Below are 14,597 nucleotides of genomic sequence, written 5' to 3' on the forward strand. Positions count from 1 at the left end.
CTCAGATCTCCTGATCGGCCTCGCGGGGGGCGTTGCCGGGCATGTAAGGCAGGGTCATGCGTAGTCGCAGACTGCCTGGTGCGGCAATCTCGGGGAGTGGCGCGGCAGAGGTTTCAATCGTCGCCGACTGCATCGCGGCGCCCGGATAGACCGAAGGCGGGCCCGGATGCAGGGCGACCAGGGTCGCCACCAGGCCGCTGTACAGGAGCGCCATCACGAGGCTGATGCCGAGGTTGGGCGCTGGGGTGGCTGTGCTGGGCTTCATGGGGCGCTCCTGCCGGCTGGGGCGGGGTGGTGTTGTAGTTGACTATAACACTAGATTTCGAGCTGTCAAGCCCGGCTCGGATTGCCGGCGCCGCCGTCCTGGCCTAGCCTTTAAGGCGGTCGCGGCCACGCCCGCGACCCGGAACCCCGAGATCTGCACGAACGCTGCCGATTTCTTCATCCCCAGACGGTGCCTTCGCCCGTCATCTCTCTACCGGAGCTCCCCATGCAGATTGCCGACCGCTGTGTCGTTTCCTTTCACTACACGCTGACCAACGACGCTGGCGAGGTCCTCGACAGCTCTTCTGGCCGCGAACCATTGGCCTACCTGCATGGTGCAGGCAACATCGTGCCGGGGCTGGAGTCGGCGATGACCGGCCGCCAGGCGGGTGACAAGTTCAAGGTCGCGGTAGCGCCCGAAGAAGGCTACGGCGTGCACCACGAAGGCCTGGTCCAGCAGGTGCCGCGCGATGCCTTCGCCGGCGTCGATGAGGTGCAGGTCGGCATGGAGTTCCATGCGCAGGGGCCGCAAGGTCCGCTGGCTGTCACGGTCACCGCGGTCGAGGGCGATACCGTGACCATCGATGGCAACCATCCGCTGGCCGGGAAAACCCTCCATTTCGACATCGAGGTGAGTTCAGTGCGTGAGGCCTCGCTGGAGGAAACCCTGCACGGACACGTCCATGGCGCCGGCGGCGTGGAGCATTGATCTTGAGCTCGTTGTTCTCAAGTGACTGATCTGTAAGGATTTCACTCGCTGTCAAGCCTGTAAGATCTGCGCAGTCGCTTTGGTGTGAATGTTGGCGTATAGTGGCCCCGCTGTGTTTGCTGGGGTCACCGTGACTCGTGACCCGATGGTGTTGGTTCCACAACGTTCATCGCTTCACCTCGTGTCTTTCTCCGAGCAGACCCAGTAGGCGACCAAAAAAGTCGTCGCTTTCATTTCAATCAAGTCTCAAGGAGCAAGACATGTCTGATCGTCAGACTGGTACCGTGAAGTGGTTCAACGACGCCAAGGGTTTCGGCTTCATCAGCCGCCCGGACGGCGAGGACCTCTTCGTCCACTTCCGCGCCATCATGGGCACCGGCTTCAAGTCGCTGCAGGAAGGCCAGAGCGTGAGCTTCGTCGTGACCAAGGGCCCGAAGGGCCTGCAGGCCGACCAGGTCCAGCCGCTGTAATCAGCAGTTCACCTGCCGATTCAAACAAAGCCCCGGGAAACCGGGGCTTTGTTTTTTCTGGTCCTTCATGGCTTCATGCGGGCATGAAGCCATTGCTGATCCTGCACGCCGGAGACGCGCACGGCACGACGACACTGCTGGTGGATGCGTTCAGTGAGGGAGCCCGCAGCGCCGAGCCAGCACTGCCGCAGCGCCGGGTGCCGGCACTCACTGCCTCCGCCGACGTCCTGCTCGACGCTGGCGCGGTGCTGTTCGCCACGCCCGAGAAGTTTGGCTACATGGCGGGGGCGCTCAAGCACTATTTCGATCGGAGCTTCTACCAGCTCGAGGGGCGGGTCGCAGGGCTGGGCTACGTGCTCCTGGTCAGCGCCGGCAACGACGGGCGCGGTGCGGTCGACTCGGTGCAGCGCATCCTGCGCGGCCTCGCGCTGAAGCCGCTCGCCGAACCCCTGCGCGTCACAGGGCCGCCGACACCCGCGGACCTCGATGCGGCCCGCGAACTCGGCGCCGCCATCGCCGCGGGCCTCGTCTTGGGTATCTTCTGATTCGCCACCGACCAAGGACGTGCCATGAGCGATGCCGTACACAGCCCGATCGCCGATACACCTGACCCAGACGTTGCTCCCCAGCGCGTGCTTTCCGAACTGGAGGGCCGCATTCTCGCCAGCCTGTTCGAGAAGGCGCAGACCACGCCGGATCAATACCCGCTTACGGTCAATTCGCTGCAGCTGGCCTGCAACCAGAAGAACAACCGCGACCCGATCAGCCAGTACGAGCAGGGCGCGATCGTGCATGCACTGCGCGACCTGGAGAATCGCGGCTGGGCGCGGCAGTCCTCCGAGGGCGTGCGCGCGCAGCGCTGGGAGCACCGCTTCGACCAGCACCTGGGCCTGACCCCGCGCAAGGCCGCGGTGATGTGCACCCTGCTGCTGCGTGGTCCACAAACGCTCAACGAGATCCACACCCGCAGCGAGCGCCTCACGCCGTTCCCCGGCGTCGAGGATGTGGAGGACACATTGGAGCGTCTGATCGAACGCGCCCCTCCACTGGTGGTGAAGCTGCCGCGCCAGCCCGGCCAGCGCGAGGAGCGCTACATGCATCTGCTGTTCGGCGCGGTCGATCCGGCCCTGCTGGCCGAGCGCGCCGGCGCCGAGCGCGCCCCGCGCGGCGGTTCGGCCCTTGAGGCGCGCGTGGAGGCACTGGAGGCCGAAGTCGCCGAGCTGCGCGCTGCCCTGCAGGCGCTCGGCGCCCTGTAGAACCGCGTACAAGCGTCACCGCGGCAGGGCCTTCGACTACCGTCGCGGGCCCTGCACGCGTCGGATCTCCTAAAATGGCGGTTTCCCCAGCCGGAAGCCACGCGCCATGGGCACGCCCGCCACCATCCGCCAGGACGATTTCATCCAGAGCGTCGCCGACGCCCTGCAGTACATCAGCTACTACCATCCGGTCGACTACATCCAGGCCCTGGCTGCCGCGTACGAGCGCGAGGAGAGCCCGGCGGCCAAGGACGCGATGGCGCAGATCCTGATCAACTCGCGGATGTGCGCCGAAGGCCACCGGCCGATCTGCCAGGACACCGGCATTGTGACCGTGTTCCTGAAGATCGGCATGGACGTGCGCTGGGACGCCACGCTGAGTGTCGAGGACATGGTCAACGAAGGCGTGCGCCGCGCCTACCACCACCCCGACAACAAGCTGCGCGCCTCGGTGCTGGCCGATCCCGCCGGCAAGCGGCTGAACACGAAGGACAACACGCCCGCGGTCATCAACATGACGGTGGTGCCCGGCAATACGGTCGACGTGATCGTGGCGGCCAAGGGCGGCGGCTCGGAGGCCAAGTCCAAGTTCGCGATGCTGAATCCGTCGGACTCCATCGTCGACTGGGTGATGAAGACCGTGCCGACCATGGGCGCGGGCTGGTGCCCGCCGGGCATGCTCGGCATCGGCATCGGCGGCACCGCCGAGAAGGCCATGCTGCTGGCGAAGGAAGCCCTGATGGAGCACATCGACATCCAGGAGCTGATGGCCCGCGGCCCCGCCAACCGCATCGAGGAACTGCGGCTGGAGCTGTACGAGAAGGTCAATGCGCTGGGCATCGGCGCGCAGGGCCTGGGCGGCCTGACCACCGTGCTCGACGTCAAGATCAAGGACTACCCCACGCACGCGGCCAACCTGCCGGTGGCGTTGATCCCCAACTGCGCCGCCACCCGCCATGCGCACTTCGTGCTGGATGGTTCCGGCCCGGTGAGCCTTGAGCCGCCCTCGCTGGAGGACTGGCCCAGGCTGACCTACGACGCCAGCAAGGGCCGCCGCGTCGATCTCGCGACCGTGACCCGCGACGAGGTCGCCGGCTGGAAGCCCGGCGAGGTCCTGCTGCTGAACGGCAAGATCCTCACCGGCCGCGACGCCGCCCACAAGCGCATGGTCGACATGTTGAACCGTGGCGAAAAGCTGCCGGTCGACTTCACCGGCCGCTTCATCTACTACGTCGGTCCGGTGGATCCGGTGCGCGACGAGGCCGTCGGCCCGGCCGGCCCGACCACGGCTACGCGCATGGACAAGTTCACCGACCAGGTGCTGGGTGCCACCGGACTTCTGGGCATGATCGGCAAGGCCGAGCGTGGTCCGGCGGCAATCGAAGCGATCAAGAAGCACCGCTCGGTCTACCTGATGGCGGTCGGTGGCGCGGCCTACCTGGTGTCGAAGGCGATCAAGTCGGCCCAGGTGGTCGGCTTCGAGGACCTCGGCATGGAGGCCATCTACGAGTTCGACGTGCGCGACATGCCGGTCACCGTCGCCGTCGATTCGGCCGGCGAGTCGGTGCACAACACGGGCCCGAAGCAGTGGCAGGCGCGCATCGGCAAGATCCCGGTGGTGGTGGCCTGAGCCGGCTTGCGTGCGCGTCCTGTTGATCGGAGGATCGGGCCTCGTGGGGCGCGCGCTGGTTGCGCGCCTTGGCGCGCACGAGGGCCTGCAGCTGGACCTGCTGCTGCGGCGCTCACTGTCCACGGATGCCGCGAACACGCAGATGTTCACAGGGGATCCACTGGTCGACGCGCTACAGCAGTGGCGGGAGGCAGAGCGGAGCTGCGACGTCCTCGTCAGTGCGCTGGGCACCACCCGGCGCATCGCCGGTTCGATCGACGCCTTTGCGAAGATCGACCGCGACCTGGTCCTGGAGGTAGCGCGCGCCGCCCGCGCCGCCGGCGCGCGCCAGGCCGTGCTGGTGTCGTCGGTCGGGGCGGATCCGCGCTCGCGCAACGACTACCTGCGGATCAAGGGCGAACTGGAACAGGCGGTCGCGGGGCTCGGTTTCCAGCGCTGCGACGTCCTGCAGCCCGGGCTGCTGCTCGGTGCGCGTGGCGAGGCCGCATCGCGGCCAGCGGAGCGCCTCGGGCAGTGGGTCGCTCCGCTGCTGAATCCGCTGATGTCCGGCGGGTTCGCGCGTTTCCGCGCAATCGAAGCGAGGCGCGTCGCGCGGGCGGCACACGCGCTCATCGGCCGGCTCGATCCTGGCGTTCATGCCCATCGCTGGGCCGAGCTCATGGTCCTGTCCGCCGTGCATTCGGCTGCCGACTGAAGCGGGCAGCCCCTCGCCGCCATGCTTTCTCTGCGTCCTGCTCGTCCGCAAACGCGCGGTTGAGCCGGTTCAGCCGCTGAACGTCGCTGCCCGGGTCCGGCCGCCTCACGTACACTTGCGGCCCTGTCCGATCCACGCTTTCCCGGAGAACTCGCGTGCTGGAACTGCTGATTGCTGGCGGCTGGGTGATGTGGCCGATCCTGCTGTGCTCGGCCCTGGCCCTGGCCATCATCATCGAACGCTTCTGGAGCCTGCGCCGCTCCAAGGTGCTGCCGCTGGATCTGGGTGACGAGGTGCGCCAGTGGGCCGCCAGCGGCCGGCTCGATCCCAAGCACATCGAAACCCTGCGTGCGAATTCACCGCTCGGTGCGATCCTGGCCGCGGCCATTGAAGTCCGCCACCGCCCGCGGGAGCAGATGAAGGAGCGCGTCGAGGATGTCGGTCGCCACCAGCTGCACGGAATGGAGCGGTTCCTGAACACCCTGGGCACGATCAGCGGAATCTCGCCGCTGCTCGGTCTGCTGGGCACCGTGTTCGGCATGATCCAGATGTTCCTCGGCATCCTCACCCACGGCGTGGGCGATGCCAACCAGCTCGCCGGCGGCATTGGCGAGGCCCTGATCACGACCGCCGCGGGCCTGTGCGTGGCGATTCCGGCCTTCATGTTCTACCGCTATTTCCGCGGACGCATCGCCGAGTACGTGGTCGAAATGGAGCAGCAGGTGATCGCGCTGATCGATACCCTGGAGACGGTTCCGCAGCCCGGTACGGCGCAGCCTGCGGCGCGCCCGCGCCGGCCGGCGGGTGCGGCGCCTGGCGCAGGAGCCGCGGGATGAACTTCGGCAGCCGCCGCTCGCTGGAAGATCCCGAGCTGAACCTCACGCCGCTGATCGACGTGGTGTTCTGCCTGATCATCTTCTTCGTGGTCACCACCACCTTCGATGACCGTTCGGCGCTCAACATCCAGCTGCCCAAGGCCGGTCCTTCCGAGGCGCTGCCGGTGGGCGAGCCGCTGCAGATCCAGATCGATGCAGAGGGCCGCTACTTCATCGCCGGCAATGAGGTGCTGCGCCGCGACGGCGCTGCCCTGCGCGAGGCCCTGCAGCAGATCGCCGGTGATGATCGCGAGCGCAGCGTCATCCTGCGTGCGGATGCGCGCACGCCGCACCAGGCGGTGGTGACCGCGATGGATGCACTGGGCGCCGTGGGTTTCACCAAGCTGTCGATCGCGACCCTGCCCGAAAGCGCGGACTCCGACGGCGGAGGCGGTGGATGAAGCCAGCGTCTGTCGATGCTGGCGCACGGGCATCGCCGTCCGCCTCGTACCGGCGCCTGCTGGGCTATGCGCGCGCCTACTGGGGCTTCGCAGCAGTGGCCGTGCTCGGCATGGCCTTCGATGCCGCGGCATCGGGCGGGTTCGCCTACCTGATCAAGCCGATGCTCGACGACCTGTTCGTGGCGCGCGATGCCGACGTGATCCGTTGGCTGCCACTCGCCCTGGTCGGCATCTTCGTGCTGCGCGGCATCGGCACCTATGCGACCGACTACAGCATGGCCCGGGTGGGGCGCGGCGTCGTCCGTGACCTGCGCATCGCCGTGTTCGCCCACTACCAGCAGCTGCCGGCCAGCTGGTTCGACCGGGAGCCTTCGGGCCAGATCATCGCGCGGGTGATCTACAGCGCCGAGCAGGTCGCCCAGGCGGCCGCCGATGCGGTCAAGGTGATCGTGCTCGACTGCCTGCTGGTGATCGCCATGGTCAGCGTCATGCTCTGGCACAGCGTCAGCCTGACCCTGTACCTGTTCATCATGGCGCCGCTGGCGGGCGTCGTCTGGCAGTTCGTCGGCAAGCGCTTCCGCCGCATCAACCGGCAGATCCAGGGTGCGGTTGGCGAAGTTACGGGCATGGTCGAGGAAGCCGTGGATGGCCATCGCGAGGTGCGCATCTACGGTGGCCAGGCGCATGAGGCGCGGCGTTTCGGCGAGGTGGTGGAGCGCAACTTCCGGCTTAACCTGAAGGTTGCCGCCACCAGCGCGCTCAGCACCTCGACCATCCAGCTGATCGCCGCCAGCGTGCTCGCCGCCATCATCTGGCGCGCGACGCGGCCGGACCTGCTGGACGCGATGAGCCCCGGCACCTTCATGTCGCTGATCACCGCGATGCTGGTGATGCTGCCCTCGCTGAAGCGCCTGACCACGGTACAGGCGATGCTGGGCCGCGGCATCGTTGCCGCCCAGGACCTGTTCGCCGTGCTCGATACGCCGGCTGAAGCGGATCGGGGCAGTCGCGCGCTCGACAAGGCCCAGGGTGACATCGAGTTCGCGGGGGTCAGCCTGAACTATGCGGATGCATCGGCGCTTGCGCTGGATCGCGTCAGCCTGCGCTGTGCGCCGGGCACCGTGACGGCCCTGGTGGGACGCTCCGGCAGCGGCAAATCCAGCCTGGTCAGCCTGCTGCCGCGCTTCTACGAGCCCAGTGCGGGTGCCGTGCGCCTCGACGGCCATGCCCTCGCCGAGTACCGGCTCGCCGACCTGCGTGCGCAGATCGCCCTGGTCAGCCAGCGCGTGGTGCTGTTTGCCGGGAGCATTGCCGACAACATCGCTTTCGGCGCCCTGCGGCGCTGCTCGCGCGACGAGATCGAGGCCGCCGCCGAAGCGGCCAATGCGATGGAGTTCATCCGCCTGCTGCCGCAGGGGCTGGACAGCCCGGTGGGTGAGGGCGGGGCCCTGCTGTCGGGCGGCCAGCGCCAGCGCATCGCGATCGCACGCGCCCTGCTCAAGAACGCGCCGATCCTGATCCTCGACGAGGCCACCAGTGCGCTGGACAGCGAGAGCGAGCGCCTCATCCAGGATGCGCTGGCCCGCCTGATGCGCGATCGCACCACCCTGGTCATCGCGCATCGGCTGTCGACCATCGAGCACGCCGACCAGATCGTCGTGCTCGACGCCGGGCGAGTGGTCGAGACCGGCTCGCACGCCGAGCTGCTGGCCCGAGGCGGCATGTATGCCAGCCTGCACCGTCTGCAGTTCAGCGAGGCCATGGGCGGCGGGTCGGAGCACCCCAGCGTGGACGACAGCGGGACGGACGCTACGCGATGAGCCTGCGCGCCGGCCTGGAGCGCTGGCTTGTCGCGCGCTGGTACGGCCCGCGTCCGATCCTGCCGCTGCTGCCGCTGGCCGGCCTGTTCGGCGCCATCGGCGGCCTGCGGCGCTGGCTGTACCGACGTGGCCTGCTGAAGGCCGAACCGCGATGCCTGCCGGTGCTGGTGGTGGGCAACCTCACCGTCGGAGGCGCCGGCAAGACGCCGACGGTCCTGGCGCTGATCGAAGGGCTGCGTGCGCGCGGCTGGCGTCCCGGCGTGATCTCGCGCGGTCACGGCGGCAGCGCTCGCGACGCGATGCTGTTGCCGGAGCAGCCCGAGCCCTCGCTGCACGGCGACGAGCCGAGCCTCATCCGCCTGCGCAGTCGCGCCCCGGTGGCGGTGGCCCGCCGGCGCAGCCGCGCGGCGGAGCTGCTGGAGGCCTCCGCTGAGGTCGATCTGCTGATCGCCGATGACGGCCTGCAGCACTACGCGCTGGCGCGCGATCTGGAGGTGCTGGTGATCGACGGCGAGCGCCGCTTCGGCAACGGCGCCCTGCTGCCGGCCGGGCCCCTGCGCGAACCGCTCGTCCGCGCCGCCGACTGCTCAGCACGCGTCTGCAATGGCGGCATGCCCGGGCCCGATGAGTGGCCGATGCGCCTCGTGCCGCTGCCCCTGCGCGCACTGGTGGACGGTGCAGCGCCACCCCTGCGGGGGGCGCGCGTGCATGCGCTGGCCGGCATCGCCAACCCGGCACGCTTCTTCGCCACGCTGCGGGCGCTGGGCTTCGAACCGGTCGAGCATGCGTTTCCGGATCACCATGCCTTCGCGCCTGCGGATCTCGATTTCGCCGATGATCTGCCTGTGCTGATGACCGAGAAGGACGCGGTCAAGTGCGCGCGCTTCGCCACGGCGCGCTGCTTCTACCTGCCGGTCAGCGGCGAGCTGCCGGATGCCCTGCTGGATCTGCTGCATGCGCGGCTCAAGGCCGCGCAGAAACCGAGAGGACGTTGATGAGCCCCGATCCCGACTTCGTGGTCGCCATACCCGCGCGCTACGCCTCGACCCGTCTGCCCGGCAAGCCGCTGCAGCGGATCGCCGGCGAGCCGATGATCGTGCACGTGCTGCGCCGCGCTCTCGAAGCCGGCGCAGCGCAGGTACTGGTCGCCACCGATGACGCCCGCATCGCCGAGGCGGTCTCCGGCCATCATGCGACGGTGTGCATGACGGCGCCCGACCTGGCCTCCGGCACCGACCGCCTGGCTGCTGCCGCACAGTCGCAGGGCTGGGCAGGCGACCGCATCGTCGTCAACCTGCAGGGCGATGAGCCGCTGGCACCGCCGGCCGCGATCAGCGCGGTCGCGCGCCTGCTGGCGACCAGCGGCGCGCCGATCGCCACGCTGGCGCAGCCCGTGGTCGACAGCGAGGAGCTGTTCAATCCGCACTGCGTCAAGGTCGTGCGCGCGCAAAACGGTGACGCCCTGTACTTCAGCCGTGCCCCCATTCCCTGGGACCGCGATCGCTTCGCCGTCGACCGTCTTGGCCTCGCCGGTGGGCACTGGCTGCGCCACATCGGTCTGTATGCCTACCGCGCGGATGCGCTGAAGCGTTTCGCTGCCCTGCCGCCCGCTCGACTTGAGCAGCTTGAATGCCTGGAACAGCTGCGTGCGCTGGAAGCCGGCTGGCGGATTGCGGTCGGCCTCAGTCCGGAGCCGTTTCCTGCGGGCGTCGACACCGCCGAGGACCTGGCGCGCGTGGACGCGGTCCTGCGCGGGGCGCAGCCATGAGGGCGGCCGTCGATGGCACCCGCAGCGTGCTTCTCGTCTGCCTCGGGAACATCTGCCGCTCGCCGATGGCCGAGGGCGTCCTGCGCGCCCGCGCGGCCGATGTCGGGCTGGCCCTGCACATCGATTCCGCTGGCACGGCCGGGTACCACATCGGGCAGCCGCCGGACGCGCGCGCGATCCGCGTGGCGCGTGCGCACGGCACGCCAATCGACCAGCAGCGTGCGCGCCAGGTCGATCGGCGCGACTTCGAGCGCTTCGATCTCATCCTTGCCGCGGACGCCAGCAATCTGCGCGATCTGCAGGCGCTGCGTCCGGCCAGCGCCACGGCGCGCGTGGCCTTGCTGCTGGAATGGGCCGGCCTGGGCGCGGGCGGCGAGGTGCCTGATCCCTACTACGGGCGTATCGAGGACTTCGAACAGGTGCACGCGCTGCTCGACCAGGCCTGCCGCCGGATCACGGCGCGCCTGCTCGGCGTGGCAGAATGTGAAGGATTCGCGGATGCGGGCAGCCAGCATGGATCCTGGTAGGCCGGCGTACCCACAGCTTGGAGCAGGCAGCGCCGGATCGGCGCGGCTGCGGAGGACATACTGATGGTGGCTGGCGCGCGCGCCCCCGAGTTCCCGATCACCCTGGAGTGGGTGAACGCACCGCCGCAGCGACTGGCGGAGCTGAAAGGCCGTGCCGTGCTGCTGTACTTCTTCCATGTCGGTTCGGCCTGGTGCCAGAGCTCGCTGGAGGAAATGCGGCTGCTGCAGAACCAGTTCTCCGACGGCCTGAGCGTGCTGGGCGTGCACTGCCCCAAGTACGACGCCGAGCGTGATCCGAAGACCTTGCTCAAGGCGCTGAACCGGCTGTTCGTACGCTTTCCGGTCGTGCAGGACGCCGACTACGTCAGCTGGCAGCATTTTGGCGTCGAATCCTGGCCGACCGCGGTGCTGATCGATACCGAAGGCCGGATCGTCGAGATGCTGTCCGGCGAGCCGCTGCGCGAGCGCCTGCAGCCGCTGATCGACGGCGTCCTGCAGCGGGCCGGTGAGAACGATACCCGCGTGTACGAGGCCGCAAGCGCGGTGTCGCGCCCCGAGCCGCGACTGCCGCTGGCGTTCCCGAGCGGTCTCGCGGCCAGCGAGCGGCATCTCTACGTGGCCGACACCGGGCACAACCGGGTGCTGGAGTGCACGCTCGACGGCCGCATCCTGCGCCAGTTCGGCTCCGGCAGCGGTGGCTTCATCGACGGCGGCAGCGCCGAGGCCAGCTTCATGGCGCCGCGCGGTCTGGCACTGTGGAAGGACGCGCTCTACGTCGCCGATACCGGCAACCACGCCCTGCGCCGGATCAGCCTGCTCGACGGCGATGTCGATACCCTGGCCGGCACCGGGCGCGCGGGTTCGGCGCCGGAAGGCGCGCCCGCGGATCCCAAGGCCTGTGCCCTCAATGCGCCCTGGGCCCTGGCCACGGCCTTCGACAAGCTGTATCTCGCGATGGCCGGCTGGAATCAGATCTGGGAGTACGACCTCGGTCGGCGCAGCCTTGCGCCGCTTGCCGGCTCGGGCGCGCTCGCGCTGGGCGACGGTGAGTCGCTGAACTCCCACTTCGCGCAGCCCGCCGGGCTGGCCTTGGCCCAGCAGACGCTGTTCGTCGCGGATTCGGCGTCTTCTTCGGTGCGCGGCATCCAGCTCGCGACCGCCAAAGTCCAGACCCTGCTCAGCGGCGGCCTCTACGAGTTCGGCGATGTCGATGGGCCGCTGCCGCAGGCGCGGCTGCAGTACCCGCTCGCGATCGTGCTGGATCCGCGCGCGCCGCAGCTGTGGATCGCGGACACCTACAACTGCGCGCTGAAGCTGCTCAATCCGGCCACGCGCCAGGTCAGCACGCAGAGCATCGGCTATCGCCTGCACCAGCCTTCGGCGCTGGCGGTCAATCGCAGCAGCCTGTTCGTCGCGAACACCGACGCCCACGAGATCCTGCGCATCGACTTCGACAGCCAGCTGCCGCGCAGGCTCGCGATCGGCGAATGAGCGTGGTGGATCCCGCGCTGCCGCCGCAGGGCGGGTTTGACGGCAAGGAGTTCGCGGGGCGCCTGACGCTCGCTCCCGGCGTGTACCGCATGGTCGCCGCCGACGGCAGCGTGCTCTATGTCGGCAAGGCGGCCAGCCTGCGCAAGCGCGTCGCCAGCTATTTCACCCGCAGCCCGCGCGAGCCGCGCCTGCGGGTGATGATCAGCCAGATCGCCAGCATCGAGATCACGGTGACCCGCAGCGAGGGCGAGGCGCTGCTGCTGGAAAACCAGCTGATCAAGTCGCTGAAGCCGCGCTACAACATCCTGCTGCGCGACGACAAGAGCTACCCCTACATCCATCTCACCACCGCCGACGAGTCGCCGCGCATCCGCTTCCACCGCGGGCCTCGCAGCCAGCCCGGGCGCTATTTCGGTCCGTATCCCGGCGTAGTTGCGGTGCGCGATACCCTGGCCCTGATCCACCGCCTGTTCGGCCTGCGCAGCTGCGAGGACAGCGTGTTCCGCAACCGCACGCGGCCCTGCCTGCAGTACCAGATCCAGCGCTGCAGCGGGCCCTGCGTGGGCCTTGTCGAGCCCGAGGAGTACACCGAGTCCGTGCGCCGCGCGAGCCTGCTGCTGGATGGCCGCAGCGAGGACCTGGTCGGCGAGCTCGCAGCGGCGATGGATCGCGCGGCGGAGGCGCTGGAGTTCGAGCGCGCCGCCAAGCTGCGCGACACCGTGGCAGCCGTGCGCAAGGTGCAGGCGCGGCAGGTGGTCGATGGCGAGCACGCCGAGCTCGACGTGCTGGCCTGCGCGCTGGAGGGCGGCCGCGCCTGCGTGCTGCTGCTGAGCTTCCGCGACGGTCGTAACCTCGGCAGCCGCAGCTTCTTCCCGAAGCTCAACGGCGCCGAGGACGCCGCCGAAGTGCTGGGCGCCTTCCTGACCCAGCACTACCTGGAGCAGAGCCCGCCGAAGGAGATCGTGCTGAGCCATGAGGTGCCCGACCAGGCCCTGATCGAGCGCGTGCTGGGTGAGATCGCCGGTCGCTGCATCGAACTGAAGCTGCAGGTGCGCACCGATCGTGCCCGCCTGCTGCAGCTGGCGAAGCAGAATGCCGAACTGGCCCTGCGCAGCGAGCTGGCCAGTGCTGCCAGCCAACGCGCGCGCCTGGACGCCCTGCAGGCCCTGTTGGACCTGCCCGAACCGCCGCAGCGCATCGAATGCTTCGACATCAGCCATACCCAGGGCGAAGCCACGGTCGCCAGCTGCGTGGTGTTCGACGCCGACGGACCGGTGCGTGCGCAGTACCGTCGCTACAACATCAGCGACATCACCCCGGGCGACGACTACGCCGCGATGCAGCAGGCACTGACGCGTCGCTTCCGGCGCGCGGTCGAGGACGGCGTTCTGCCCGACCTGCTCCTCATCGACGGCGGCAAAGGCCAGCTGGAGCAGGCGCTGGGCGTGCTGTCCGAGTTGGACGTGCAGGGCGTTGCAGTGATCGGCGTGGCCAAGGGCGAGGAGCGCAGGGCAGGGCATGAAGCCCTGGTGTTCCCCGACGGCCGCCTGCTGCGCCCGGGCCAGGATTCGCCCGGCCTGCAGCTGATCCAGCAGGTCCGCGACGAGGCCCACCGATTCGCCATCACCGGTCACCGCGGCCGCCGCGCCAAGGCGCGCGAGCGCAGCAGTCTGGAGGATATCGAAGGCATCGGCAGCAAGCGCCGCACGGCCCTGCTGCGCCACTTCGGTGGCCTGGCCGGCCTGAAGCGCGCAAGCAGCGAGGACATCGCCCGCGTCGAGGGCATCAATGCCGCGCTCGCGCAGCGCATCTACGCGGCCCTGCACGGGCTGGAAGAGGGCGGCAGCGGCTGAGCGAGACGGCGCAGCCATGTCGGCTGCGCGGCTCGCGTACTTCGCGGGCCAGCCCATGGGCAATCCACACAAGCGCAGCCCGAGCGGGCAGAATGCGGGGGCCGTTCCCACGCGGCCGGGGTCCGCCCCGTGCCGAGGGTCCCCACGGAAGAGTGCGCGTGCCCCTGAACCTGCCCAACCTGCTGACCCTGTTCCGCATCGCCCTGATCCCGGTCCTCGTGCTGGTCTTCTACCTGCCTTATCCGTGGACCAATTTCGCCGCCGCTTTGATCTTCGCGGTGGGTGCGATCACCGACTGGGCCGACGGCTACATCGCCCGTCGCTACGGCATGTTCTCGGCGTTTGGCGCTTTCCTCGACCCGGTGGCGGACAAACTGGCAGTGGCCGTCGCCCTGGTCATCATCGTGCAGGCCCACCCCACCGTATTCATGGCGCTGATCGCCGCGGTGATCATCGGACGCGAGATCACCATTTCGGCGCTGCGCGAATGGATGGCCGAGATTGGCCAGCGCGCTACCGTGCGGGTGGCGGTGATCGGCAAGATCAAGACCATCGTGCAGATGGTCGCCCTGGTCATGCTGCTCTACCGCGTCGACCTGTTCGGCTTGCCGATTTTCCTGATCGGCGAGGTCCTGCTGGCGGTCGCGGCGGTACTGACCCTGTGGTCGGGTATGCAGTACCTGATCGCGGCCTGGCCGGCGATGCGCGGTGACGCCGCGAGTGAAAAAAAGTCGCCCGGCGAGGCTTGACAGTGATGCTTCGATGCCTACAATGGCGGGCTCCAGTGCGGGAATAGCTCAGTTGGTAGAGCACGACCTTGCCAAGGTCGGGGTCGCGAG

16 protein-coding genes are annotated in these 14,597 nt (G+C 68.8%); 15 read left to right on the forward strand and 1 reads right to left on the reverse strand.

Annotated features, from left to right (window positions below):
• Position 1: 1 nt before the first annotated feature.
• A complete protein-coding gene (locus Q0654_RS00325) occupies positions 2–265 on the reverse strand; it encodes a hypothetical protein (RefSeq protein ID WP_298849311.1) in 264 nt (87 codons plus the stop codon).
• A gap of 225 nt (positions 266–490) precedes the next feature.
• Between Q0654_RS00325 and Q0654_RS00330 the strand changes: the two genes are divergently transcribed.
• The 15 genes from Q0654_RS00330 to pgsA all read left to right on the forward strand — a co-directional run bounded on the left by Q0654_RS00330 (position 491) and on the right by pgsA (position 14,507).
• A complete protein-coding gene (locus Q0654_RS00330) occupies positions 491–973 on the forward strand; it encodes a peptidylprolyl isomerase (RefSeq protein ID WP_298849313.1) in 483 nt (160 codons plus the stop codon).
• Positions 974–1,233: 260 nt separating this feature from the next.
• Entirely contained in the window at positions 1,234–1,443 is a 210-nt protein-coding gene (locus Q0654_RS00335; RefSeq protein ID WP_298849315.1) for a cold-shock protein, read from the forward strand.
• A gap of 83 nt (positions 1,444–1,526) precedes the next feature.
• The gene (locus Q0654_RS00340) at positions 1,527–1,988 is read left to right on the forward strand and encodes an NAD(P)H-dependent oxidoreductase (RefSeq protein WP_298849317.1); all 462 of its coding nucleotides are present in this window, start codon (positions 1,527–1,529) and stop codon (positions 1,986–1,988) included.
• 24 nt (positions 1,989–2,012) lie between these two features.
• Positions 2,013–2,699, forward strand: coding sequence for a YceH family protein (locus Q0654_RS00345; RefSeq protein WP_298849320.1), 687 nt, complete (start codon positions 2,013–2,015; stop codon positions 2,697–2,699).
• A gap of 106 nt (positions 2,700–2,805) precedes the next feature.
• A complete protein-coding gene (locus Q0654_RS00350) occupies positions 2,806–4,329 on the forward strand; it encodes a fumarate hydratase (protein ID WP_298849322.1) in 1,524 nt (507 codons plus the stop codon).
• 10 nt (positions 4,330–4,339) lie between these two features.
• Positions 4,340–5,023 (forward strand): NAD(P)H-binding protein, encoded by a 684-nt coding sequence (locus tag Q0654_RS00355; protein ID WP_298849324.1) that lies wholly within the window; start codon positions 4,340–4,342, stop codon positions 5,021–5,023.
• Between the two features lie 155 nt (positions 5,024–5,178).
• The gene (locus Q0654_RS00360; protein WP_298849326.1) at positions 5,179–5,859 is read left to right on the forward strand and encodes a MotA/TolQ/ExbB proton channel family protein; all 681 of its coding nucleotides are present in this window, start codon (positions 5,179–5,181) and stop codon (positions 5,857–5,859) included.
• Positions 5,856–6,299, forward strand: coding sequence for a biopolymer transporter ExbD (locus Q0654_RS00365; RefSeq protein ID WP_298849328.1), 444 nt, complete (start codon positions 5,856–5,858; stop codon positions 6,297–6,299). Before Q0654_RS00360 ends, Q0654_RS00365 begins: the two co-directional genes overlap by 4 nt.
• A complete protein-coding gene (gene msbA, locus Q0654_RS00370) occupies positions 6,296–8,119 on the forward strand; it encodes a lipid A export permease/ATP-binding protein MsbA (RefSeq protein ID WP_298849330.1) in 1,824 nt (607 codons plus the stop codon). Before Q0654_RS00365 ends, msbA begins: the two co-directional genes overlap by 4 nt.
• Positions 8,116–9,114, forward strand: coding sequence for a tetraacyldisaccharide 4'-kinase (gene lpxK, locus Q0654_RS00375; protein ID WP_298849332.1), 999 nt, complete (start codon positions 8,116–8,118; stop codon positions 9,112–9,114). The genes msbA and lpxK overlap by 4 nt, the downstream gene beginning before the upstream one ends.
• The gene (kdsB, locus tag Q0654_RS00380; RefSeq protein ID WP_298849334.1) at positions 9,114–9,887 is read left to right on the forward strand and encodes a 3-deoxy-manno-octulosonate cytidylyltransferase; all 774 of its coding nucleotides are present in this window, start codon (positions 9,114–9,116) and stop codon (positions 9,885–9,887) included. Before lpxK ends, kdsB begins: the two co-directional genes overlap by 1 nt.
• The gene (locus tag Q0654_RS00385; RefSeq protein ID WP_298849335.1) at positions 9,884–10,414 is read left to right on the forward strand and encodes a low molecular weight protein-tyrosine-phosphatase; all 531 of its coding nucleotides are present in this window, start codon (positions 9,884–9,886) and stop codon (positions 10,412–10,414) included. The genes kdsB and Q0654_RS00385 overlap by 4 nt, the downstream gene beginning before the upstream one ends.
• A 63-nt stretch (positions 10,415–10,477) precedes the next feature.
• On the forward strand, positions 10,478–11,905 hold the full coding sequence (locus Q0654_RS00390) for a redoxin domain-containing protein (protein WP_298849337.1): 1,428 nt from the start codon (positions 10,478–10,480) through the stop codon (positions 11,903–11,905).
• Positions 11,902–13,758 carry an excinuclease ABC subunit UvrC gene (gene uvrC, locus Q0654_RS00395; RefSeq protein WP_298849339.1) on the forward strand — a complete coding sequence of 619 codons (1,857 nt, stop codon included), beginning with the start codon at positions 11,902–11,904 and terminating at the stop codon, positions 13,756–13,758. Before Q0654_RS00390 ends, uvrC begins: the two co-directional genes overlap by 4 nt.
• Before the next feature lie 158 nt (positions 13,759–13,916).
• Positions 13,917–14,507, forward strand: a complete 591-nt coding sequence (pgsA, locus tag Q0654_RS00400; RefSeq protein WP_298849341.1) for a CDP-diacylglycerol--glycerol-3-phosphate 3-phosphatidyltransferase — start codon at positions 13,917–13,919, stop codon at positions 14,505–14,507.
• Positions 14,508–14,597 lie beyond the last annotated feature (90 nt).

The sequence above is a fragment of the uncultured Aquimonas sp. genome (assembly GCF_937888285.1).
Classification (GTDB): Bacteria; Pseudomonadota; Gammaproteobacteria; order Xanthomonadales; family Xanthomonadaceae; genus Aquimonas.

What these genes read in the sequence shown, in the direction of transcription:
- Q0654_RS00335 (WP_298849315.1), top strand. Translation starts at nt 1,234, where the DNA reads ATGTCTGATCGTCAGACTGGTACCGTGAAGTGGTTCAACGACGCCAAG.
- Q0654_RS00345 (WP_298849320.1), top strand. Translation starts at nt 2,013, where the DNA reads ATGAGCGATGCCGTACACAGCCCGATCGCCGATACACCTGACCCAGAC.
- Q0654_RS00385 (WP_298849335.1), top strand. Translation starts at nt 9,884, where the DNA reads ATGAGGGCGGCCGTCGATGGCACCCGCAGCGTGCTTCTCGTCTGCCTC.
- Q0654_RS00325 (WP_298849311.1), bottom strand. Translation starts at nt 265, where the DNA reads ATGAAGCCCAGCACAGCCACCCCAGCGCCCAACCTCGGCATCAGCCTC.
- Q0654_RS00350 (WP_298849322.1), top strand. Translation starts at nt 2,806, where the DNA reads ATGGGCACGCCCGCCACCATCCGCCAGGACGATTTCATCCAGAGCGTC.
- kdsB (WP_298849334.1), top strand. Translation starts at nt 9,114, where the DNA reads ATGAGCCCCGATCCCGACTTCGTGGTCGCCATACCCGCGCGCTACGCC.
- uvrC (WP_298849339.1), top strand. Translation starts at nt 11,902, where the DNA reads ATGAGCGTGGTGGATCCCGCGCTGCCGCCGCAGGGCGGGTTTGACGGC.
- msbA (WP_298849330.1), top strand. Translation starts at nt 6,296, where the DNA reads ATGAAGCCAGCGTCTGTCGATGCTGGCGCACGGGCATCGCCGTCCGCC.
- Q0654_RS00340 (WP_298849317.1), top strand. Translation starts at nt 1,527, where the DNA reads ATGAAGCCATTGCTGATCCTGCACGCCGGAGACGCGCACGGCACGACG.
- lpxK (WP_298849332.1), top strand. Translation starts at nt 8,116, where the DNA reads ATGAGCCTGCGCGCCGGCCTGGAGCGCTGGCTTGTCGCGCGCTGGTAC.
- Q0654_RS00390 (WP_298849337.1), top strand. Translation starts at nt 10,478, where the DNA reads ATGGTGGCTGGCGCGCGCGCCCCCGAGTTCCCGATCACCCTGGAGTGG.
- Q0654_RS00365 (WP_298849328.1), top strand. Translation starts at nt 5,856, where the DNA reads ATGAACTTCGGCAGCCGCCGCTCGCTGGAAGATCCCGAGCTGAACCTC.
- Q0654_RS00330 (WP_298849313.1), top strand. Translation starts at nt 491, where the DNA reads ATGCAGATTGCCGACCGCTGTGTCGTTTCCTTTCACTACACGCTGACC.